Here is a 23887-nt window from a genome sequence, read left to right on the forward strand (position 1 = left end):
CCCGTTTCGACCGGAAAATTGATACTATCCGTTGGACATTATCCAATGGACACACAAAAGCGTGGATCATTATCCGCTTCAAACCGTCGTTCTACCAAGTCAGGCGGTTGCGTTTCCCCCTTGTTCGAACATCCCGCGAATGTTCTCCGCCGCGAAGTTCGGATACGTTAAGGCGAATTGGTGGGCGGAGAGCGGTTCGCTGATCAAAAAGCCCTGGTACCGGTCGCAACCATGCGATTTCAGAAATTCGAGTTCCTTCTCGGATTCGATTCCTTCCGCCGCGACCTTGACGTTTAAACTTTGCCCAAGTTGAATGACAGCCTGCACAATGGCGGCATTCGTCCGATCGGACGGCAAGCGGCGGACGAAAGATTGATCGATTTTGAGAATATGAATCGGCAGCCTTTTCAACCGGCTTAACGACGAATAGCCTGTCCCGAAATCGTCGATCGCGATTTGGATGCCGCGCTTCCGCAGCCGCCGCAGCACTTGAACCGCCTGCTCCGCATTTTCGTTCACATAGCCTTCCGTAATCTCAAGAATCAAATCGCTGGCTTCATACTCCGTTTCCTGCAAAATCCGGTCGACCGTTTCCACGAAATCCTGATTCAGAAACTGCCGGAGCGAAACGTTGACGCTCATCGGAATTTTCGGCAGCCCGGCTTTATGCCAAATTTGATGCTGCAAACAAGCCGTTCTAAGCACCCATTCCCCGATCGGAATGATTAAGCCCGTTTCTTCGGCGAGCGGAATAAATTTGGCGGGAGGAATGAACCCTTCCTCCGGATGCTCCCAACGAATCAGCGCTTCCGCCGCAATGATCGTCCCGGTTTCATCCAGAAGCGGCTGATAGTACAAGAGCAGCTCATGGCGCTCCAGCGCTTTGCGCAAACGGTTCTCAAGCAGCATTCGCTCCGGATAGCGGTCCGGCTTGACTAGATCGTAGAATTGATAGTGATTGCCGCCGTTGTCTTTGGCGATGTACATCGCCGTATCCGCATTTTTGAGCATGGCCGTAAACGCGTCCGCATCGGTCGGATATACGCTGATTCCGACGCTGGCGGCGACGAACAGCTCGTACGATTTGACCTGGAACGGATCCGCCAAATGCCGGACGATTCTTCCCGCCTGCTTCTCGATCTCCCGCCGGTTCGTATCCTGAAGTACAACGACGAATTCGTCTCCGCCCAAGCGGGCGAAAATACTGTTATTGCTGCGGTTGAACAGCACGGTCAAACGCTTCGCCACTTCAACGAGGAACATGTCGCCGATGTCATGGCCCAGCGTATCGTTAATATGCTTAAACCGATCCAGATCGATAAACAGCAGCGCAAGCATATGCCCGTCCATCTTGGCCTCTTCCAACGCTCTTTCCATATATAGCGTAAAATGATGGCGATTCGGCAATCCGGTCAGCGTATCGTAATAGGCTAGCTTTTGCAATCGTTCCTCGGACGTCTCCAGCATTTTCGTTTGTTCCAGCAAACGATCGTTCATCCGCTTCATTTCCCCGAACATGTCGAGCAGCCGCTGCGCCATCAAGCGGAAATTCGTCACGAGCGAAGCGATCTCATGCAGCGCCGTACGCGGCCATTCTATTACTTGCGGGTCCTTCAGCTTTTGCGGCAGCCCCGTCGTCATCCGGGCCAATTGATTCATCGGCCTCATCATAAAATAATTGAAGAACAAGGAAGTAATCGTGGCGATCACGCAGAATAGAAACATAACGATATATTTGTTCAAATAGGCGGTAACCGTACTGCTCTGGAAGTAAGATATGGGGATGGCGGCGACAATTTGGAAGGATTCGCGGTCTTGCCACTCGGTCGTCAATATGTAGAATCCGTTGTTCCATCGGGTCGTTTCATAGTCGTACTGTCCGCTTGCCGGAATCCAGCGGTAAAATTGGGCGCTGCGGGCGTCCGACGGTTCCCCCGCTTGCTCCTCCGGCCAATCCGGGAGATCGCCGATTTGCGTGAAGCTGCCCTCCAACCGTTTGGACGCATTCTCTTCCGCAAACCAATGTTCGTCCGACGCAGCAGCCAGTTCCCCGTTATAGAAAACCGCCAGCTTCACAACGCCGTTCGCCGAAAGCTCGGCCAAATCGCCGCTCAGCCGGTCGACTTGTTCCGGCGATTTCGATCGCAGCCCTTGCCATTCGGAATCGTTCATAGACCTTAATCCGCCGACGGCATGAAGCGATTGCGTCATAGCGAATTGATAGGAATCGGACTGTATTTTTTCATTGAGTTGAAAGCTGTCGAGCACCATATTGAGCAAAAAAGGTCCGGTGACCGCAACGATCGACAGATGAGTGAGCAATTGACTGAGATGGATTCGCCGTTCCTCCATGTGCGGGAAGAGCCGTTTCCAAGGAAGGTATGTGTTCAGAACGTCTCCCAGCAGGCCGTTTAACAACCCGTTCATCGTGAGCATTAAGATTTGCAGATATACTTCGGAAGAAAGGACGGAAGATTGCAAGTAAAATAGTACAGCAGCCAAGGGTGCGCCGATCAATACCCAATATAAACCGTCCCATATGAATAAATATTTCTGCTTCTTCTCGTAGACAGAGCCGACGAGAATGATTTCAAGCCCGATCAGCAGCAGCAGAAACGAACCGTCCAATGCGTAGTAGGCGAAAACGCTGATGAACAGTGCCGCGAGACCGGACCACATCAACCCGAACAAACGAAGTACGACGAACAGGAACGCGCTGCAAATTAAAAAATAGGCGCCAAACGAAAAATGGATCGCAAATCTTGTTCCCAGCAAGGCGGCGGCAACAAACAAGACGAAAATTACGAGGGAACGGACAGAAGCGAACGGTTTTAAACGATTCATCCGAAAATCCTACTCTCTTTCCATGATCTATTTCAGATTTACTTCGACATCAATCCAATTTTTCCTACTTGTCCCGACATTTCCCTAAATCAAGTTTTTTACGCAATGTTGTTCGCTTGTTCCGGTTCGTCACTGCCCGCGATTTGCCGCGGCATGACCAAGGCGACGAGAAAACTGATCCCGGCAAAAACGGCCATGATGAGAAACACGCTATGCAGCCCATGCTCCAAAAAGATCTTCATTTGCCCGAGCACTTCCTGCCCAAGCGTATGCGCTAGTTCCGGGTTGAGCATCTGGTTTAGCGTATCTTCGTTTACCCCTTCGACCGGCGGCCCGGCCGCAATTTCCCTCGATATCCGCCCGTTCAGCCAAGTCCCGAGAATGGCGATGCCGACCGTCTGTCCGAGCGTTCGCATAAACGTATTTAAGGCGGTCGAAGCGCCGCGCAAATTCCAATCGACCGAAGACTGCACGATAATGGTAAACACGGTGAAGGAGAAACCGAATCCAAGCCCGCATACCAGCATATATACCACGATGATCCAGTACGGGGTGGAAGCGGTAATCGTCGCCATTCCGAGCGCGCTGACCAATACCGACGAAACGCCGATCATCGTCGATAACCGCGGACCGGCGCGCAGAACAAGACGCCCGACAATGATCGCTCCGACCGTCCAGGCGACCGACATGGGCGTAAGCGCAAGACCCGCGCTCGTCGCCCCGTACCCCATGACTCCTTGCACCCATAGCGGCAAATATGTCGTCAGCCCAATCATGACGAAATTAATGACAAAGCTGACGACATTGGATACCGCAATATCGCGGATGCCGAATAGCTTGAGCGGAACCATCGGTTCTTTCGCCTTCACTTCGATATAGAAGAACAAAGCCAGGAACAACGCCGCGACGGCGAACAATCCGAGTATGAGCGGCGATCCCCAGGGAAATTGCTGCCCTCCCGTAATTAAGGCGAACAATAAAGCCGTAATCCCGACCGTAAAGGTAATCGCGCCGGGAATGTCGATCACTTTCTTCTGTTTGTTTGCCTCTTCCTTCAAATATTTCGCAATCATCAAAACAGAGATTAAGCCGAACGGTATATTGAAATAAAAAATCCAATGCCAGGACAAGGAATCGACGAAAAAGCCGCCGACCAGCGGTCCGACCAAACTGGATATCCCCCATACCGAGCTGATCAATCCTTGAACTTTGCCGCGCTCCTCCAAGGTGTAGATATCGCCGATAATCGTAAACGTAACCGGAAGCACGGCCCCGGCGCCAATTCCTTGAATGGCGCGGTATACGATCATCTGCTCCATCGTCTGCGACAATCCGCATAGCGTCGTTCCTAACAGAAACAACAACGATCCCGATATGAAAATGACTTTGCGGCCATACAAGTCCGCCATTTTCCCAAAGATCGGAGTAGCCACGGCAGTCGTCAACAAATAAACGGCGAATACCCAGCTCATCAATTTCAGTCCGCCCAATTCGCCCACGATGGTCGGCATGGCGGTACTGACGACCGTCCCTTCGATGGAAGCCAAAAAAGTCGATAATAATAACGCGGCGGTTACATTTTTTCTATTTGTCTTCATTTCACCGTCTCCCCCCTGGTGTCCAACAAAAAATAATCACCCGTGTAACTTTGGCGATTATTTTCTCAATTTACAACATGTTATTTCATTTGTCCAACAATTTCGATACGGTTACGCATTCGTAACCATGTTCTTCAAACCAAGGAAGCAGTATGGTTAACGCCTCGACGGTCTGTTCCCTGTTGCATACCGGATCTTCGCTGCTGTCATGCATTAATATGATATCGCCGTTTTGCAGGTTGCCAATGACCTGATCGACGATGCGATCCGTCCCGGGCATGCTGAAGTCTTTCGTATCCTGCTTCTCCGACCATAGTATGCATTGATATCCCGCATCCGCGATAATTTCCAGCGTCTTCTCATTATAGCTTCCGAACGGGGGTCGAAACAATGTTGTCTTAAAGCCTGTCGCGTCAAGGATAATCGCTTCGGTACGTTCGATCTCTTCTTTCGTCGATTCGGGATCCGTCTCCTTCAATCGCGGATGGCTGTATGTATGGTTGCCAACCTCATGCCCCTCTTCCAACAATCGGCTTGCGATCTCGGGATATTGCTCCACATGCTGTCCGGTAACGAAGAAAGTCCCTTTGGCACCGTACTTTTTGAACAAATCCATTATCTGCGGGGTAAATACCGGGTGCGGGCCGTCGTCAAAAGTGAGTGCAATCTGCTTGCGATCCGTTGCCGCGTTTTTAATAAATAGGGCTGCTGACATATGAATCCTCCTCAAAGTTTGTGAGCGACGCTTCATCGATTAGAGGACGAACAACAGTCGCTTCGTAAGCGCCTCCTTGTTGGACTTACTATATTTAACATCTATTATATTAAATATATAGGGGATGCGTACATTAGATTCGATAATTTTATCCCTCGATCGTACAATTGTCGCCCTTGTTCCTATTTTCCGTCTTTGGACACGGCGAAAGACCGCAACAAGCCGGTCCGCGCCATCATATCTCCCAGCCATTTGCACAGCAAGCCGCATAACAGCGTGCCGCTGACGCATCTCACGACGAACGTGACGATTAATAGTTTGGCACCCCATTCGATATAACCGAACATGTAAGCGGCAAACACGAACCATAACGGTACCATGGCGCAGCCGGCGATCGCCATCGTGAAACGGTCCCACCGCTTATAGCGCGTCAAAGCGAAGACAAGTTCCAATGCAGCCGCGTACGACAAAGCGGCGACGATGGAAGCGGCGATTCCGTAAGCGTTCCCGAGCAAGCTCTGAATGATGCCGCCCATTAAATAAGTAAGCAGCGCCGTACCCGGCTTGCGAATAATATAGACGGCGAGCAGACCGTATATCATGTAAAGCCCGACGATGGTCGACGTCGCGATCGGCCCCCCCAGCGCCGTCAACGCCTTGTTGGCGAGGGATAGATACATCGTAATAACCGCATTCGCCACGGCCAATACGGCCATTAGCACAATTTCAAGCGTCGTAAATTTCTGAAATTTCATTGTCAATCCAGCCATAAGAATGAAAAACTCCTTCAATGTCGTAAATTTGCTAATAAACCGCCAGTATGGCGATTGTCGCCGCAATCGTAGCCGCGGCGAATAGTACGGAGGAACGCCGAACGGCAATCGAGCGCATATAGGTGCGGCTCTCATGGGCTCCGAATCCCTTCATGTCCATCGCATTCGCTGTCGTCTGAATGCGCCGTACGGCATTCGTAAAGACGGCGGCGACGAATATTTTCCAACGCTGCCATCGTTCCCGCCAACCGGCGGCAGGCCGCAGTCCCCGGATCGCTTGCGCCGCTCTGATCGTTGCCGCTTCCTCCTCGAGGAAAGGGACGAAACGAAGCGCAATCGATATGCCGAAGGCGAAACGATAAGGCAGCTTGAGCTTCTGCGCCAGCATCAATACGACATCTTGCGGATCGGTCGTAGCGATGTAGATCAAGGACGAAGCAAATAGAATTAGCAGGCGCAGCGTAATGCCGAGCGAATAATCCAGCGCTTCGGCCGTAATTTCCAGCGGTCCGAGGCGCAGCAGCGCGGTCGAGCCGGGTATCCACAACAATTGCAGCACAAAATAAGGAATGCTGAGCCATAGCACGACGCGAATGCTTCTCATCAGAACGCGAACGCGCAAGCCCGCAAGCGCGATCGCGGCAAGCAGCACCGCCGCCAATAGAATCGCTTGCGGCAATGCGGTTGTGTACCGCAAAGTCAGAACCGATACGCATAATACCCAAATGATCTTGGTAAGCGGGTCTAGCCGATGAAACGGCGAATTTCCGGGTTGGAACTGAAATGTCATTGAATCGCCTCGAACCGAACTTAGAGTCTGGGACTTTGCACCAACTCTATCAGTCTTGTCTATTGTATTCTATGTTCATATTGATATTAGTATGGCGTAAATTACGAGAATTGTCTACCTATTATACAGCCGATTCCGGGTGACAATTGCTATATTTCGAATCAAAAGCTTCAATGCTGCAATTCGTGGATGGCGGTTTTTCGAAGATGGTGTCGCATGAACGGCAAAAACTGGCGTTAATTGAACCGTAACGCTCCCGTGCTTTACATTAGATGCAATTTCTAACGTTAATTTCACAGAAAACACAACGTTAATCGAAATCGCATCAAAATAGAGGCAGAAATTGGAGCTAATGAAGGCATATCCCTGAAAACCAGCAAATTAGATGCGGATTTTACCGCTATTGGATGCCAAAACCGGGTAACGAGGCGCCTGCCTGCCCCCTGCCGTGCAACCCCGCAACCTAAAAAAAGATCGCCGACGATCTTAAAGCGCGATCGGGCAATCTTCTTCGTGTAGAGCCGGATTAACTTTTCGGGACGGTCTCCCAGTCTTTCAAGAATCGTTCGATTCCGATGTCGGTCAGCGGATGCTTCCATAAGCTTGGCAGCAGCGATCCCGGGATGGTGGCAATGTGGGCGCCCGCAATGGCCGCATCCTCCACATGCTTCAACGAGCGAACGCTGGCAACGATAATTTCGCTGTCGTAGCCGTAATTGCGGATCACTTCGTTCAAGCCGCGGATCAATTCCATGCCGTCCGTTCCGATATCGTCCAGGCGGCCGATGAACGGGCTTATAAATGTCGCACCCGCTTTGGCGGCCATTAAGCCTTGCGCTACGTTGAAGATCAACGTTACATTCGTTTTGATCCCTTCTTGGGATAGACGGTACGTCGCTTCCAAACCGGCTTCGGTCATCGGCAGCTTGATGACGACATTGTCGGCCCAAGTGGCGATTTCCCGCGCTTCGGCGATCATGCCGTCCGCATCCAGGCTAATTACTTCGGCGCTGACCGGCCCTTTCACGAGGCTCGTAATTTCTTGTATCACTTCTTTAAAAACGCGTCCTTCCTTCGCGATCAAAGACGGGTTGGTCGTTACGCCGTCCACCAATCCCAGCTTATGAATTCTCTTAATCTCATCGATATTTCCCGTATCCAGGAAAAACTTCATGCCGCTTGCCTCCTTAAGTTTTATGAACGATGTTTCCACGGTTTTATTATCCTATGTTTCATCATATATTATTTCTCGCTTATTTACAATATATATGATGTACAATTTAATATATATTATGTTTGATTCGGTTAATATGGGAGCAAAATCGTAAAATTAAAACACACTTTTCAAATTAGTGTGTTTTACTTCCTGGCGCTATAATATTTCCTTGAGCGTAGGCCTTCTCCCGTCCGTTCGATGGCCGAATTGGTATATTTTGAACGAAATGCTGCAGACGATCGACATCGCCCCCGCCAATATGCATAGAGGAATGAGCATTTGAAACAACGTCAATTTGAATTGGATGATACGGACAATCATCATAAACGGCGTCATAAACGGAATAAAAGAAATAATTTTGATCGTATTCATATTCGTGCCGCAAGCTGCGAATAAGGAAAGCAAAAAACCGACGGTAAGAAACAGGAAAACGGGAAGAACCGCCGTTTTAATATTGCCGCCCAAAAACAACATCGAGCTTATTCCCGCATACAATACGGCGTAAAAAGCAAATCCCAGCAATGCGAACAAGAACAGAAACAGCATGTCCAGTCCGTTTAAATTCGAGAAATTCCAGTTAAACAGCAGGCCGAGCGTGATCAGTACAAGTTGCAGGACGCCGCAGGCGCCGATCCCCGCCACTTTACCGAACATTAAATAGGGCGAATGGATCCGCGTCATTAAAATATCGGTCATCCGCGACTGCCGGTCGCGAACGAAAGACTTGCCGATCAAATAGCAATAATGCCCGGTCGTTATGTATAAAATAAACGATAAAATATAAGCTTTCGCGCTGACATGAAGCAGTTCCGTCTCTTCAACCCCTAAACCCGGAACCGCGATTAATGCGGCAATCAACACGAGGGACAATACGGTCGTAATGCGAAAACCTTTCGATCGAACCAGCTCTTTGCACGAATATAAAGCTACGATCCAGAACGACCTCATGTGACAGCTCCCGCTTCATCGGCATGGATCCGGCACGTTTCCATTTCGTCCAAAACGGAGTGCTTCAATGTTTGCAAATTGCCGGAAACAACCTTCTCCCCTTGACGGATAACGCATACTTCTTCGCAAAACGATTCAACGCGGCGAAGCAGCCTGCTTGAGAAAACGATCATTTTCCCTTCGTACGCCAATTCTTTCAGGATCGATGCCAGCAATCCGGCATCGTCGGAATAAAGCTCGCCGAAAGGTTCGTCGAACACGATCAGATCGGGATTGTGAATTAAAGCGGACGCGATCTTCACCTTCTCCTGATTGCATCTGGATAAGCGATGCAGTTCTTTATCGAAATGTTCGGGAATGCGGAGCCGCTCGAGCCAACGTTTCGCCGATTGCTTGGCATCGAACTTGGACATGCCTTCCAGCCGTCCCAAATAAATGAGCAGATCCTGCACTTTCGCATTCGGGTACATGCATTTCTCTTCCGGCAAATAACCGACTTTCGGCCGATTGTTGCCGATTTGCCGGTTATTCCATGAGATATACCCTTTGTCGTAATCGATCAACCCGAGAATGGAGCGGATAATTGTCGTCTTTCCCGCACCGCTGTTGCCGATCAGTCCCAATGTTTTTCCCGATTCGACTTTTAGGTATAAATTATTGACCGCCAGCTTGTCGCCATAACGTTTATATAAATGTTCGACTGCCAGAACCATGATCTTCACCCTTTTCTCTTTTCTCTCTCAGAGTGTCGGTTGCGCCGCAGCGATGATATTTCCTGATTGACCCCTCGAGCATACGTACGAGGCACAACTTTATGTAAAATCTTCAATATGAATGAGTCCCAATCGTTTGGCGACGACGATCGCTTCCGAGCGGGAACGGACATTGAGTTTCTCGAATATGCGCGTCAAGTTGTATTCGACGGAACGTTGACTTGACAGCAGTACGCTTGCGATTTCCTTGTTGCTCAACCCGTTCGCGACTTCCTGTAAAATTTCCTGTTCCCTTTCATTAATGGACACGTCTTGAAGGTTTTGCCCGCTGCTTGCTCCAAATCGCACTTCGCTGCGTCTCAATTGCTTGAGCAGGGTTACCGGAATAACCGCCTCGCCTCTTAACGCGCAACGCAGCGCCGCTACAATCTGTTCCCGCGACGACGTTTTGCTTAGAAATCCGGAAACGCCGGATTCGATCAAATAATTGAAATGAGCGCTAATATCGTAGCCCGAGTAGATGAGAATAATCGCATCCGAATTGATCGACATGACTCTGCGCGTCATCTCCAATCCGTTAATGACGGGCATATTCAAATCGAACAGCATGATGTCAAACTGCCGCTGCTTGATCATCTCTAGCGCTTCCAGCCCCGTAGACGCCACTGTGACGTTCATATCCTGTTCCTTCTCGATTAGCATTTTCGTTCCTTCGCCGACCGAAGGATGGTCGTCTACCAGCAAAATTTCAATCATGAATGCCCCCTCCAGCCATGACATAATAGGAAGAACTCGACTCAATGATGTAAGGCAATGTAATGATGACTTCAAAGCCTTCGCCTTTGGCGGACGAAAATTTCGTCTCGCCTTCCAGCCCGGACACCCGCTCGCGGATTCCGGATAGGCCCATATGTTTGAATGACGATTGCAAATGCTGCAAATCCATTCCAATCCCGTTATCTTTATAGACATAGACGATGTGCTGCTCGTTTTTGCGCAAAATGATTTCCACGTTCGTCGCTTGGCCATGTTTCATCGTATTGCGCAACAATTCCTGGGTGATCCGGTAAATCGTCAATACGTACTCGTCATCCAATACCAGGTCGAACCCGTCATGGTTGAAATCGACGCTGTAATTGGAATTCAATTGCGCATATTGGCACAGATTTTCAATCGCCTCGATGACGCCCATCTCTTTCAGGAACGGCGGACGCAATTCGTTGCATGTTTCCCGGATTTGGTGAACGACATCGAGCAGCCCCTCTTTAATTTGATTCAAGTTCGCTCTGGCTTCATCCGACAGTTCGTATTCGTCCAGAACCATTTCCAGCTTGCGGTACCAAAGCAGTTGGTCCTGCAAGGCGGAATCGTGCAAATCCGCTGCCAAGCGGCGTCTTTCATTTTCCGTTAAACGAAACAATAGACGTAAAATCCAAGAGGGTGCCTTCCCGTTCGAGCGCACTTCCAAATCCATAATCACACCTTCAACTAATTGTAAATTCTCATAGACGATACTTACATAGTTAGACATGGTCTGCAGCCAAATGAGTTCTTCATGATTAAATTTGACGCGGTTTTCTTTGCCTCTGACCCATATTAACGTTTGCGAATTTTGGTTATTGCCGACGATACAGCACATGCCTGTTGTTACCGGTATGAAGTCGCCGATCTTGTACTCCCGATTATCCAGCTCCAGTTCGTGAATAATTTCTCGCTTCGGGAACGATCCGATCGTTCTTTTCACCGTCACCGCATGATCCGTATGGTTCATCTCCAACAATGCGACCGCCTTAGTCGGCAGCACGTCCAATACTTCCCGCAGCAACCATTCTTCCAAATCGCTTACTTTCATAATTTTCGTAATTTGATTGGAGAACCTGTCCAAACTGGCTTGAAAGTTATACTTGCCTTTAAAAAGCCGGTTACGGAATCGAAAATCGAGCCAATCTTTCATATAGAGCAACAAGATAATGCTGAAATAAACCAGTAAGAGAGATTGGAACCATCTAATCGGTTCACTCTCTTGAGGATGAATAAAGTACTCGTTGCCTCCCGCAATCAAAATCGAAGGAACAATCGCCAAAAGGCAGAAGTACCGCAAACGATGGATCACAAAATCAATATCCATTAAATGATTGGCTGCAATGAGATAAACGTAAAATAACGGAAGCAGCAACAGGAATAAGCCCGCATTGCTCGGCTCAATCAGCACTTTCCCGAAAAAAACGAGCGGCAAAACATAAAAACAAATAAAAGGTGTAAAAGAAACGATATTTCCAAAAAACAAATATTTCAATAGCGGTTTGTAGTTCGTTTTACTGTAACGAAAATACCCCACTATTAATATATAGAGACTTATTACAATACCGATGGCGAAGAACAATAACATTGAATTGGTTATAAAGGCGAAAGGGATATAAAAACCTATCTCCGTAAGCAGGAAAAAAATATCTATGAAAAATAAAATCGAGCCTATAATATATAAACCGATGATGACATTCAAATTAACAATTTTAAGCCTCTTTTGTTTAAAGAAACGATGTAAAAAATGCAAAAATAAAACCGGGCAGTATATAACTCCCCCGCCCACTACCATCATGCCGACAATATCTCTACGACTGGATGAAAAACTGCTTAAATAACCTAGCGCAATATCGAGGAAAAAGAAGATCAGCAGCGAAGCAACCGGATCTCCCGGTTTTTTGATCAATAGAAATACCGACAAGGAAAACAACAGTAAGAACATAAACGCGGGAGCTATCAAATACTTCAGGGGATCCGGCAATTGCAGCCCCGTAGGAACATTTATAACAAATTGTTCGCCATCGCGTTCCAAAACGATTTGTCCAATATTGCCTAATGCATTCCACTTTAAAGCATAATGATTTTCCGGCGGTTTCCGGTCGATCGAAATGACGCGGTCTCCCGGTTTGATTCCTTTTATCTGGGCGCCTCCTTTAGAATCGACTTTCGTGACCACCCACTCGCCGGTCGATTCCTTCTCGACAATGACCCCCAGGTATCTGATTTGAATTTGTGTATAAAATAAATAGCTTGCGAGAACAAAAGCTGCGACTAGTATCAGTATCATCCGGGAATGCTTCAGAATTTTCATGAAAAACTCCAATTATACGGTAATGAATGGAATGATCCGGAGAACGAGTTCTCCGGATTTAATAGTCCTAGCACCAATAATAATCTTGTTTCGGCTCTTCTTTCTTCTTGCTGAACAGCACGTCAACCATCGCTTTTTGTTGGGCCGGCGTTACGCCGACCAAGCTGGCGCGGCCGTCTGCGACTAAGGTCGCTACCTCCCGATTGTTCATCAGGTAACTCATCATCTTTTGAATCATTGCGATCCCCTCCAATAAAATATGAATAATACCGCTTACATCTAATATACCATAATGTATCGCAACAATTCCTCGCAAATCGTATTGCGGTTTTCCGCAATGCACTTTGCGGGGTTTGCGGTGTCGGTAAATTAAGCAAATTTACTCAATTCTTGCTTCCATACCGTATCGACAGGCAGCCCTTCGATTAGTTCCGCGGCCTCATGCTGCAACAGCTTCATATGTACTTCGGCAAACTGGACGCAGCCCGACGTTTCGACCAAGTCAAGAATATCCATCTTATAAGGATAAAGCTGTTCCTGCGGCGCTTCCCCCGCATAGTAACCGCGCAGCATCTCCGCCCGCGGGTCGTCGACTTCCAGTATATAGATAACGGGCAGCGTTCGCTTGCGTTGAAGCAAATCGTTCTTGCGGTCGATCCGGCGAATGCCATCGATATCGTTGCGAATTTGCCCGATCATGCCGAAACAATATCCCAGCGATTCGACCGTTTCGTGATGCGATTCGGTTGCGAGCGCAGTCCCCAACAGGCAAGCGCATGCCGCAAGCGATCCCGATTTGCGGCGGATCATGTTAAGACAGGCCTCTTCGTCTTGCAAGTCGCCTACGATGTCGGCATATTGGCCGGTCACCGAACCGCATAATAACCGGTTCGCGACCGCGATCGCCCGCGATTTCGCTTCCGAAGGGAACATGCTGTCTTGAATCATATTGAAACAAAGCGGAAGCAGTCCGATTGCGACATTCATCGCCAAGGCCGGATCGGACTTAGACCACGGAACCCAATCGTTATCCTTATCTTGCAGATCGTCGAATATATCCAACGACAAGATCAATAATTCCATCGCGGCGACGGCTTGATGGATTTGTTCGGACGAACCGCCGAACATTCTGTAATGCAGCTCCGTCAATTGGCCGAATAACATCGATTCCGCCAATTTATGCTCCGCGAACGAACGCATCATTCGGTTCAACCGTTCGTCGGGAAAATATCGATTTATACCGTTCAGCATCGCATCCTTTACATACAGTTTCTCCATTCGCTGCAGCTCCTTCGCTTCCATCTCCTCTCCCATATTTTATCCCTGCGCTTATCTTTTCGCCAGTATGAACTCTTTGCGGCTCTTTCCGTCTCCCGCGCCGGTCTTGATGCGTACCGGGTGTCCGTGGCCCGGGTACACCGTAAATTCGTTCTTCATGATTCTATAAATTTTGTTATAAGATTGCTTCAGTTGAAGCGGATTATCTTTGCAAGGTTCGCCGAACGGTTCGAAGCAATCGAATAGAATGTCCCCGGTAAAGAGCCGGTTGCCCATCCGAATGCACATGCTTCCCGGCGTATGTCCCGGCGTGTGCACCAATTCGACCGTCTGTCCCCCTATCTCGAACGCGTCTCCGTCTTTGGCGTACCGGTCCACACCGTGGAACGTTTGCTTGTAGGATAAACAGAAAGCGCCGTTGTATACTTGGTCGAACGATGTATAGCGGTCGCCTTCGTGCATAATGACCTCGGCGCCTGTCGCCGCCTTCAATTCGTCCATCCCTATCATATGGTTTACATGTCCATGCGTAATCATAATATATTTAATCGGTACTCCATACTTCTCGACATAGGCCCAAATTTTTCGAAATCGGGACCCTGGATCAATAATCATGCCTTCTCCGTTGCAAATAACCAGATAGCAAACGGAGCCAATAACGCCTTGCGGGATCCGCTCGACAATCAATTTGTCGAAACGGTCTCTTTCTTGCAACCAATTGCGGGGTACGTCTTCATATACGTTTAATATTTCTGTCGAAAAATCGATCCGTGTCGGTTCTGCAAGCTGTTTCATCACCGAACAACCCCCTTATTTATTAATCCATGCCTATTACTATAAGAATAAAAAATTTTCGGCCGCTTCGCACCGAAAACTTGTCTGCAAATTTCCGCAATTTTTTTGCGTGGTTCCTAATTCATGCTTTCGTTTGCACATTTTAGGCGAATGTCACATAAATTGAAACCAATGAAAATATTGGAGGAATCGCATTGAACAATCATGTTTTGTCATCCGCCATTTTCGAGCATCGCTTCTGGCTGCAAGTATTGGGCGACCATTCCCGATTCATCCGCGACGGACTGGCTCCTAAAGAAAAGACGGCCATCGAGCAGGCCAATGAATTCATTCATATGTTTGATACGCTGCTGAACCGGGCGCGCGGCGCGCTGTCCGCGAGCGAAACGGCAGAATTGACCAAACAGGCCAAACAAGCGGCGCTTCGGTTGAGACGATTCAAGCTGCAACTGTTGGAACGGCATCTCGTCGGCAAAATCGATATTCACCTGCCGCCTACTTTTTTGAATCATATGGTCAATGAACTCGAAGAGTATGTATTGGTGTTGAAATGTCTTGAGCAAAATCAAGTTCCCGTATTCGATCCGGTTCACCACCATCTATTATGGCTGTCGGACGCGGCGGGACACGCCGCTTCGATTACGAGCAATCTGGACATGGTTGAGAAGGACATGATCAAGCGGAGCAACAAGTTTGAGAAAAAATTCGAGAACTTCTATTTGAAAGCAATAGAACTGGCCAAATATATGCGGACCAATCTCAAGCAATTTCCGGCGCTTGGCCGTTTCAATACGGATGTCGAGCTTGAGATTACATTGTTCCGCCACTTTCTGAACGAGCTGGAGGAGCTCAGGATCAACGACGAATTGCTAGGCACTCTATCGCCGCTTATGGCCGATCATATGGCCCGCGAGGAATGCTATTACTTAATCAAGCTTGCGCAAGTGGCAGGGACGAAAAACCCGAACTGCGATCCGACGCATCCCCGCGTCGAGGCATAAGTAACGCAAATGACCCGCTCCTTACCATCAAGTAAGGGCGGGTCATTGAACCGTTCTTAATTATTTTTGAAAAAATCAATAGCTTTTTGTTTGAAGATTTGCTCGTTCTCCGGCAAGTCATCTTCGTAGTAGATGGCCGACACCGGGCATTCCGCTTCGCATGCACCGCAATCGATGCAAGTATCGGCATCGATGAAGTACTGATCTTCGCCTTCGTGGATGCAATCGACGGGACATACGCTGACGCAATCGGCAGCTTTCTCTCCAACACATGGTGATGCAATTACATAGGCCATTGTCTCTGCTCCTCTCTTACGTTTTCTATAAGTAATTCAATGTGAACAACGGATTTCCTTCCACACCTTAATAAATTATACAAAAAATTTTTAGGCAAGGCCAACCGTCTCGTTTTATACCTATTACTTGCTAATAAAATTATGACCATTATTTGCAATTCCTAGAATTACATTTTCAATCTTTTTTGCATAAATACGGTTTCCTTAGCCAGCCGTTCGATACGCTCCAGCACGTCAGGATCTTGAATCTCATTATTTTCGCCGAAATGGTCGTTATGCAAATATACGTAGCTGGGAGCGACGAACGCTCTGAAGAAGCCCGCGATAGGCTTCAACTGATTCTCGATCACGAGATAATGCTGGTACGTTCCGCCTGTTGCGACAAAACCGATCACTTTGTTTTGGAGCGCGGATACGGGCACCAAATCGAATACATTTTTGAGCGCGCCCGTCATGGACGCCTGATAAATCGGCGTACCGATGATATAGAAGTCGGCGGAAGAGACAAGATCGATCACGTCTTTCGTATCCCCTGTATAATCGTCGGGACGGCGCCCGTCGCAAAACTGAATGTTATATTTTTTCAAATCGAGCAATTGGATTTCCACGTCCGGATCATGCCGTTTGACGGCGTCGAGCACTTTTTCCACGGCAATCAACGTTTTGCTTCCGGCCAATGTCCCCGAAATTCCCAGCAGTCTCATGATATTCACTTGCTCCTTCTGTATGTTTATAAACTTTTTATAGTTCTTTGTTTAGTAATTATGATAAATGAACACCTTTTTGTCAACGTCAAAACAACTACATTTTGGCAATAAAACGATCGCATTTATCCTTTAAACGTCTATTTTCCATACTTTTTAGTTTAAATAATTTACTGATCATCGGAAATGAGTTACAATGTCGATATCGATCATTATTTGTTAGGCGGTGATGACGTTGGACAAAAAGGAACTTTCCACGCGTAAAAATATACTTCTTATCTTAAAAACGAAAGGGCCGCTAAGCACGAAAGAGATTACGAAGCATTTAGGCATTACGGAAATGGCCGTCCGCCGTCATCTCGGTTCGCTCGAACGCGACGAGTTGATCGAAGCGAGCATGATCCGGCAAGCGATGGGCAGACCGACCTATATTTATTCGTTGACGGAAACGGCGGATGATATTTTCCCCAAAAAGTATCACCATCTAACGCTCGATTTGCTCGAAGAGCTTGCCGACGAGGCGGGCGATGATATGATCGATCTGTTATTCGAGCGCCGCAAAAAACGGCTGCAGCAAAAATACGAGGCGAATATGGAAGGGAAGCCGCTGACCGAACGCATTACGGCGCTTGCCGACATGCAGAACGAGAACGGCTATATGGTGGAATGGGAGACCGGCGAAGACGGCCAGTATGTGTTCAAGGAACATAATTGTCCGATCTCGCAAATCGCGAACCAATACAACCAGGCGTGCAACTGCGAGCTGAAGCTGTTCGAATCGCTGCTAAAGGCGGATGTGAAGCGTACGGAATGTTTGGCGAAAGGCGACAACAAATGCGTATACATTATCAAAGAACAGGCAAAACAAGCGAAGTAGGCGTAAATTATCGCGGGTTGCCTATAATATAAAGTAAACGAATTGATTACGGGTGGTATGAATGATGAACAGCAACGAGAAAAATTACCGCATTTTGCTATATTATAAATTTGTAAAGATTGATAACGCGGAACAGTTTGCCGCGGAACATTTGGAATTTTGCAAAAATCTTGGCTTGAAGGGCCGCATTCTCGTATCCGAAGAAGGAATTAACGGCACGGTGTCCGGCACGGTGGAACAAACCGACCGGTATATGGACGAGCTGCGCAGCAATCCGCTGTTCGAAGACATCGTCTTCAAAATCGACGAAGCCGGCGGACATGCATTCAAAAAAATGTTCGTTCGTTTGAAAAAGGAGCTCGTCACCTTCCGCTACGACAAACCGCTCGATCCGAACAAGCTGAGCGGCAAGCGGCTGTCCCCCAAAGAGTTCTACGAGAAGCTGCAGCAGGACGACGTCATCGTGCTCGACGGCAGAAACGATTACGAATACGATATCGGCCATTTCCGCAATGCGATCCGTCCGGACGTCGAGGCGTTCCGCGATTTCCCGGCATGGATTCGCGCCAACTTGGCGGAGCATAAAGATAAAACGATCTTAACCTATTGCACGGGCGGCATCCGCTGCGAGAAGTTAACAGGCTTTATGCTGCAAGAGGGATTCAAAGACGTCGCGCAATTGGAAGGCGGTATTGTAACCTACGGCAAAGATCCGGAAGTGCGCGGCCGCCTGTTCGACGGCAAATGCTATGTCTTCGACGAGCGCATCTCGGTGCCGATCAACCGGACGGAAGAGGATGTCGTCGTTGGGAAATGCTATCATTGCGGCAAGCCTTCCGACCGCTACATTAACTGCGCCGACGATTACTGCCACCGCCAGCATATTTGCTGCGAGGAGTGCGAAGAGGAGCACCGCGGTTATTGCTCCGCGAAATGCGAGGAAGCCGATCTCGCCCGCATGGAGGCGTAGAGCGCTCGTCCGGTAGTTCCCCTTCCATTCGAAAGGATAGGCTTTCCTGGCAATCATGCGCTTCACGCAGTGGGATCGATCGGGAACCATTGTACCTTAATAAAACATCAAAAGTCCCTATCTATGCCGGATTTCGCGCTGAAAGGGAAAATAAGGAACGGTTATACCCTATGAACGAATGTAAATTCGCTAATAGGGTATTTTCGTTCCTTAACTGCACCAAAAAGGCGATTTCCGGTCTTGATTAGCTCCAAAATGTGGCGTTACTCGGTACCTTGACGACCAAACCATCTCATTACCAGTAAAAACTACCTCTAATCTGTTGCCAAATCTACATTTTCGCCGGACATGCCATAATTAACTCCGCAAAATGGCGCTAATTCTCTCTCTTCAGTCGATACCAATAAATTAACTCCGCAATTTACCGCTAATAGTACCTTTTTCCGGAAAAATGTAATCTTTACGAAAACCCTTTTGCCGAAATCCCATTCGCTCAGGGGGGGGGGGGAACGCATTGCCGAAATCCCATTGAACGCATTGGCGAAATCCCCACCCGCTCAGGGCGATGGAACGCATCGGCGAAATCCCCTTCGTTCAGGCGGAAGAATGCCTTTACGAAAGCTGCTCTCTGAACGAGGGGGATATCGACAAACGGTGCGTAAAAAACATTCCATTCAAAGGCCGCGATTCATAACGAACCCGGTTTATAACGCTGCGTCATGCGCCCTTCGACCGCTATCCTCGCGCCGGACGAACATGTAAAGAAGCGCGAAGCCGGCAATGCCGAGCAGCGCCATGACGGTACAGATCAAGTAAACGCTTGGTCCCCCGAGTTCCTGGAACAGCCAGCCGCCGGCAAAGCCGGCGACGATGCCGGACAGTCCGCCCCATGTCAACGCATAGACAGCTTGGCCTGATGCCCGGTATTCCGCGGGGACGAAGATGGCCGTCAATTGGGTGCCGATATAGTAATATCCACCGAACGTAATGCAATGCAATATTTGAATGAAAATAATCTGGTACGGATCGCTCGCAACCGACATGAAAAACCAGCGCAGCGCAAACAGCAAGCTGACCGCGGCAAGGCAGGCTACCATGACGCCCACATTTCTCTTCAGAAAACGGTCCAACAGCAAAAATACCGGTATTTCGAAAATCGACGATAAAAACGCGGACCAGCCAATTAGCGCCTCCGCTCCCCCCATATCGGCAATATAGATGGATACGAACGTCGAGTTAATCGAATTGGGGACCGATATCAGAATTCCGATGATAACGAAGAGCAGAAACGGTTTATGAACGAACACCTTCCTATAGCCTTGAAGCGAGAACTTATTCGTCTTCCCGCTTCCGCCCCTCGGCAATCCGAAAGCGAGAGCAATTGTAACGACCATCATCGCGCTGTAAATGATCCAAAGCTTGCCGGTGCCCAATGCCGCAATGACAGGCCCTGTCGCTAACGCAAGCACGGCCCAGCCGAGCGATCCCCATAGCCGGAACGCTCCGAAACGATGCCCGGTTCCTTCGATCGCGTTGAGCACCAGACTGTTCGTTTGCGAAAATAGCGGCGATTGGAAGAAAAAATAGACGATCATACCGGCATAGATGACCGAATAAGCGTGCACCTGAAAGACGACGAGCATGACAAGCAAATTGGCCGTCAGCATCAAGATCAAGATACGCCGGATATTGTGCAGCTTATCGCTCCAAAATCCCCAGAACGGATTGGCGATAATCGAGATGAACGGCCCCCCTGCGAGCAGAGCGCCGATCTGCAATTTGCTCATTCCCGCCTGCTGCAAATATAGCGGAAAATAGGTTCCGAAAATCGCGATCGCGCCGTACATAAAAAATTGAAAACATTTGATCACGGTAAAGGACCGTTTCGAGTTGACCGATGTTGGCATGAGGCAATGTTCTCCTTTTCGCGCGGTACAAATGTTTAGATTTCAACCGATGCCGGTTGGGACCGCTCCTTGACTTCTTCCGCCGTCACTTCGCGCCCTTCGCGATCCGACAAATACAGCCCTTCGCTGACGAGCATCGTTTTGAGCGCCGCTTCGGCGGTCGGCATGAGCGGAACGCGCCCTTGGAGCGCCGCCACCCAATGCCGCTGCGACGAGTCGTACGCGTCCTCGTCGGCGTTCAGGCGATGCCGGCGGACATCCATCATGTCCAAGTCGATGCTGCTGTCCAGATCGAGATCGCAAACGGTGCTGTGGAAGGAAAACGGATGCTTGCCGTCCGGGGGATGGCCCGACGGCAGGCGAATGCCGCCCTTGCTTCCCAATATGGCGCTCCCTTCGAATCCGCCCAAATGCACGGACCAAGCCTCGATAATGTCCAGTGTGACGTTGCCGGCCATTCTTACGAAACCGGCCGCAAGCTCTTCCACGTTAAAGCCGCTTTCCGCCCGGCGCTCCTCCGGCATATCCATCTCCTGATACATCTTGCCTGTCATGCTAACAATCTCGGGCAAACCTATCAAATACAGCAGTTGCGCGATATGATAGACGCCCATGTCCAGCAGCGCTCCGCCGCCGGCCACTTCCTTGCGGGTAAAAGCGGCGGTGCCGTAACCGTCCACGAACGGACGGTTTCTTCTGCGGAAACCGTTCGAGCGGACATGGTAAATACGGCCCAGCATGCCGCCGTCGATCAACGTTTTAGCCGCCTTCGTATCGTTGCGGTATAAAGTGCCTAATTGAATATGCAGCTTCTTTCCCGTTTCCGCGGCCGCGGCGACCATCGCTTCCCCGTCCGCATACGTTCCGGCGATCGGCTTCTCGCAATAAACATGCTTGCCCGCGCGCAAAGCCTCTACCGTTACCGGCGCATGGAAATGATTATGCAGGCACACATCGACGGCGTCGATATCGTCGCGCTTCAACATCTCCCGATAATCGGTATAGATATGGGGAACATGGTATTGCTCGGCCGCATTCCGTGCCGTTTCTTCATGAACGTCGCAGACGGCCACGATTTCCGCATCCGCAATTTGTCCGTACTGTTCCAAATGAATTTTGCCGATTTGTCCCGAGCCGATCAATCCGATACGTATTTGCCGTCCGCTCATTCCGATCCCTCTTCCGTCTGCTGCCGGGCAGCGTCATGTACTACCTTTTTCACGCCTGCCACCATCCACTCGATTTCCGCATATTGATTGTCCGGCGAATTTTGTTCGATTCCCCAATAACCCGTATAGCCCTGTTGAAGCAGCATTCTCACTTTGTCTATCGCATCGGGCGATGTGAGCGTTTTCGCGTCGAAATGCGTATGAACCGTCCACGGCGCCACGATGGCATCCCCATGTTCCGGATCCTCCCGCCAGCGTCCGATATGCAGCAAGATGCCGAAGGAAGGGTGATCCACCGCTTCCGCGATCCGTTTCATCTCGGCCGGAATCAACGATGCCCCCATATGGTTCTCCGGGCCGATCTTATAACCGAAGTCCGCGGCGCGCCGCGCATATTCGCGGTAACGCGCGACGATATGTTCAAATTGCTCGTCCGTCAACGTCTCCACATGCTCGTAACTGCCGCCGGTATCGATGCGAACCGTCCGCGCTCCAAGCGTCTCGGCCGCTCTCAAATGCTCCAGCGCATTATCGTACAGACGGGCGCGCATGTCCGGATCGGGATCCCACAGATGGGCGCCGTCAATCGCAAAGTTGACGACCGTCATCTCTTTTTCGTCAAGCGCCTCTTTTATTTTTCGGATATAGTCTTCGTCCGCCAGTTTCGGAATCGGCCCGCTGCGGTCTACGAAAAAACCGTTCCACAAATCGACCGTATCCAGGCGGTAACGATATTTCACCGTTTCCAAGTAACCGAAAACATCCATTTTGCCTTCCTTAAAGGTGTTGAAAAAAGAATATCCGCCGATTGATATGTTCATATTCTCACCTCTGAAGTTTTTTAAAATATTAAAACGCTTTAATTTTAGAGAATAACGGTTTCAACTCCTTTCGCGTCTCGGATGTTACATCTTGGTAAACCATGCTACAAGCCTATTATACATTACCTTTGCAGTTCGTGGTAGCACTTCCAAATACGTATTGAAGTAAACAAATATCCCCCGGCTAAAGCTGATAGCCGGGGGGTGTTCCGTTAAGCGAATATTAATATTTCCGGTTCGGAAGAGCGTCGATCGCTTTTTGACCGAAGTACACATCTTCCTCCGACTTGATCCATTTCTCCAATTCTTTACCTGCTTTTAAATCAAGGATTGCTTGCTTTAGTTGAGGCCCGAGCAATGGATTGCATTCCACCGTAACGTTCATCTTGCCTTCTTTGATCGCTTCGAAGGCAGCCTTAATGCCGTCAACGCCGATAATTTTAATGTCCGTTCCCGGCTTCAGTCCGGCCTCCTCGATCGCTTGGATCGCTCCGAGAGCCATGTCGTCGTTATGCGCGTAGACGACTTGAATGTTTTTATCCTTTTTCAGGTAAGCTTCCATCACTTCTTTGCCCTTAGCGCGGGTAAAATCTCCCGTTTGAGAGTAGACGATTTTGTAACCAGGTTTGTCCTTGATCCCGTCTTCGAATCCTTTTTTACGATCATTGGCTGCGCTGGCGCCGACCGTTCCTTCCAACTGCACGATATTCACGGTCGCGTCGGCCCCGAATTCGTCGATCATCCATTTCGCGGCGTTCTCCCCTTCGAGAATGAAATCGGAACCGATGAAGGAAGTGTATAAATCTTCATTGCCTTTCGTTATGCCGCGGTCTAACAGAAACACCGGGATGCCGGCGTCCTTCGCTTCTTTCAGCACCGTCTCCCAACCCGACTCGACAACCGGGGCAAGGCCGATCACGTCCACTTTTTGGGCGATGAACGTACGAATGGCTTTAATCTGGTTTTCCTGCTTTTGTTGAGCGTCGGAAAACTTCAATTCAAATTGCGGGTCGTTCGTAAAGGTTTCCTTGATCGAGGCCGTTTCCGCGTCGCGCCAACCGCTCTCTTGGCCGATTTGCGCAAACCCTACGACGATTTTCTTGGCACTTGCATCCGGTGTATTGTCTTCGTTTGCCGTGCCGGTTGCTGGCGGCGCTTCCGTGTTGCCGGCTCCATTATTGCCGCTGTTGCCGCAGCCCGCCATCATTGCGATCATCATGATCGCAATGAGAGCCAACCAATAAGGTTTCTGTCTTTTCATTGTTTATAACCTCCCTAGAGTATTGATTCCCGCTTCATCAACTATACAAATATTAATGAAAACTGTATTTACAAATTACCGACTTCTTTTGCACTT

Annotated in this window: 22 protein-coding genes; 3 read left to right on the plus strand and 19 right to left on the minus strand. The window is 49.1% G+C overall.

Annotation, left to right across the window (positions count from 1 at the left end; all coding sequences use genetic code 11):
- Positions 1-99: 99 nt before the first annotated feature.
- From LQ229_RS06775 to LQ229_RS06835, 13 genes are all read right to left on the minus strand, one after another.
- Positions 100-2844, minus strand: a complete 2745-nt coding sequence (locus tag LQ229_RS06775) for an EAL domain-containing protein (RefSeq protein ID WP_216539062.1) — start codon at positions 2842-2844, stop codon at positions 100-102.
- Between the two features lie 98 nt (positions 2845-2942).
- A complete protein-coding gene (locus LQ229_RS06780; RefSeq protein ID WP_216539063.1) occupies positions 2943-4442 on the minus strand; it encodes an MDR family MFS transporter in 1500 nt (499 codons plus the stop codon).
- An 85-nt stretch (positions 4443-4527) separates the two neighbouring features.
- Positions 4528-5157, minus strand: coding sequence for a polysaccharide deacetylase family protein (locus tag LQ229_RS06785; RefSeq protein WP_216539064.1), 630 nt, complete (start codon positions 5155-5157; stop codon positions 4528-4530).
- A gap of 182 nt (positions 5158-5339) precedes the next feature.
- Positions 5340-5927: an ECF transporter S component gene (locus tag LQ229_RS06790; RefSeq protein WP_230191249.1), complete on the minus strand. Its 588-nt coding sequence runs from the start codon at positions 5925-5927 to the stop codon at positions 5340-5342.
- A 34-nt stretch (positions 5928-5961) separates the two neighbouring features.
- Positions 5962-6720, minus strand: coding sequence for an energy-coupling factor transporter transmembrane component T (locus tag LQ229_RS06795; RefSeq protein ID WP_216539065.1), 759 nt, complete (start codon positions 6718-6720; stop codon positions 5962-5964).
- A 526-nt stretch (positions 6721-7246) separates the two neighbouring features.
- The gene (fsa, locus tag LQ229_RS06800; RefSeq protein ID WP_230191250.1) at positions 7247-7894 is read right to left on the minus strand and encodes a fructose-6-phosphate aldolase; all 648 of its coding nucleotides are present in this window, start codon (positions 7892-7894) and stop codon (positions 7247-7249) included.
- Positions 7895-8092: 198 nt separating this feature from the next.
- The gene (locus LQ229_RS06805) at positions 8093-8884 is read right to left on the minus strand and encodes an ABC transporter permease (protein WP_230191251.1); all 792 of its coding nucleotides are present in this window, start codon (positions 8882-8884) and stop codon (positions 8093-8095) included.
- Positions 8881-9597, minus strand: a complete 717-nt coding sequence (locus LQ229_RS06810; RefSeq protein ID WP_230191311.1) for an ATP-binding cassette domain-containing protein — start codon at positions 9595-9597, stop codon at positions 8881-8883. Before LQ229_RS06810 ends, LQ229_RS06805 begins: the two co-directional genes overlap by 4 nt.
- 99 nt (positions 9598-9696) lie before the next feature.
- The gene (locus tag LQ229_RS06815; protein WP_216539069.1) at positions 9697-10353 is read right to left on the minus strand and encodes a response regulator transcription factor; all 657 of its coding nucleotides are present in this window, start codon (positions 10351-10353) and stop codon (positions 9697-9699) included.
- Positions 10346-12712 carry an ATP-binding protein gene (locus LQ229_RS06820; protein WP_230191252.1) on the minus strand — a complete coding sequence of 789 codons (2367 nt, stop codon included), beginning with the start codon at positions 12710-12712 and terminating at the stop codon, positions 10346-10348. The genes LQ229_RS06815 and LQ229_RS06820 overlap by 8 nt, the downstream gene beginning before the upstream one ends.
- A 67-nt stretch (positions 12713-12779) precedes the next feature.
- Positions 12780-12950, minus strand: a complete 171-nt coding sequence (comX, locus tag LQ229_RS06825) for a competence pheromone ComX (protein WP_230191253.1) — start codon at positions 12948-12950, stop codon at positions 12780-12782.
- Positions 12951-13081: 131 nt separating this feature from the next.
- Positions 13082-14026, minus strand: a complete 945-nt coding sequence (locus tag LQ229_RS06830) for a polyprenyl synthetase family protein (RefSeq protein WP_230191254.1) — start codon at positions 14024-14026, stop codon at positions 13082-13084.
- Between the two features lie 15 nt (positions 14027-14041).
- On the minus strand, positions 14042-14785 hold the full coding sequence (locus LQ229_RS06835; RefSeq protein ID WP_230191312.1) for an MBL fold metallo-hydrolase: 744 nt from the start codon (positions 14783-14785) through the stop codon (positions 14042-14044).
- A gap of 194 nt (positions 14786-14979) precedes the next feature.
- Between LQ229_RS06835 and LQ229_RS06840 the strand changes: the two genes are divergently transcribed.
- Complete coding sequence (locus LQ229_RS06840) at positions 14980-15786, plus strand: DUF2935 domain-containing protein (protein WP_230191255.1); 807 nt, start codon at positions 14980-14982, stop codon at positions 15784-15786.
- Positions 15787-15842: 56 nt separating this feature from the next.
- Here the strand turns inward: LQ229_RS06840 and LQ229_RS06845 are convergent, their stop codons facing one another.
- Positions 15843-16082: a ferredoxin family protein gene (locus LQ229_RS06845; RefSeq protein WP_216541311.1), complete on the minus strand. Its 240-nt coding sequence runs from the start codon at positions 16080-16082 to the stop codon at positions 15843-15845.
- 167 nt (positions 16083-16249) lie between these two features.
- Positions 16250-16786: an NADPH-dependent FMN reductase gene (locus LQ229_RS06850; RefSeq protein WP_230191256.1), complete on the minus strand. Its 537-nt coding sequence runs from the start codon at positions 16784-16786 to the stop codon at positions 16250-16252.
- A 229-nt stretch (positions 16787-17015) separates the two neighbouring features.
- On the opposite strand from LQ229_RS06850, the gene LQ229_RS06855 reads away from it, so the two are divergent.
- Together LQ229_RS06855 and LQ229_RS06860 are read left to right on the plus strand one after the other, a co-directional pair.
- Positions 17016-17663: a metalloregulator ArsR/SmtB family transcription factor gene (locus LQ229_RS06855; protein ID WP_216541309.1), complete on the plus strand. Its 648-nt coding sequence runs from the start codon at positions 17016-17018 to the stop codon at positions 17661-17663.
- Between the two features lie 64 nt (positions 17664-17727).
- Positions 17728-18633 (plus strand): rhodanese-related sulfurtransferase, encoded by a 906-nt coding sequence (locus LQ229_RS06860; protein ID WP_230191257.1) that lies wholly within the window; start codon positions 17728-17730, stop codon positions 18631-18633.
- Positions 18634-19337: 704 nt separating this feature from the next.
- On the opposite strand, the gene LQ229_RS06865 is transcribed toward LQ229_RS06860, so the two are convergent.
- The 4 genes from LQ229_RS06865 to LQ229_RS06880 all read right to left on the minus strand — a co-directional run bounded on the left by LQ229_RS06865 (position 19338) and on the right by LQ229_RS06880 (position 23791).
- Positions 19338-20540 carry an MFS transporter gene (locus LQ229_RS06865; protein WP_216541308.1) on the minus strand — a complete coding sequence of 401 codons (1203 nt, stop codon included), beginning with the start codon at positions 20538-20540 and terminating at the stop codon, positions 19338-19340.
- Between the two features lie 35 nt (positions 20541-20575).
- Positions 20576-21709, minus strand: a complete 1134-nt coding sequence (locus LQ229_RS06870) for a Gfo/Idh/MocA family oxidoreductase (RefSeq protein ID WP_216541307.1) — start codon at positions 21707-21709, stop codon at positions 20576-20578.
- Complete coding sequence (locus LQ229_RS06875; protein ID WP_216541306.1) at positions 21706-22530, minus strand: TIM barrel protein; 825 nt, start codon at positions 22528-22530, stop codon at positions 21706-21708. The genes LQ229_RS06870 and LQ229_RS06875 overlap by 4 nt, the downstream gene beginning before the upstream one ends.
- A gap of 223 nt (positions 22531-22753) precedes the next feature.
- Positions 22754-23791 carry an ABC transporter substrate-binding protein gene (locus LQ229_RS06880; RefSeq protein ID WP_216541305.1) on the minus strand — a complete coding sequence of 346 codons (1038 nt, stop codon included), beginning with the start codon at positions 23789-23791 and terminating at the stop codon, positions 22754-22756.
- Positions 23792-23887: the final 96 nt, after the last annotated feature.

It is taken from the genome of Paenibacillus sp. CECT 9249, from assembly GCF_918697855.1.
Classification (GTDB): domain Bacteria; phylum Bacillota; class Bacilli; order Paenibacillales; family Paenibacillaceae; genus MSJ-34.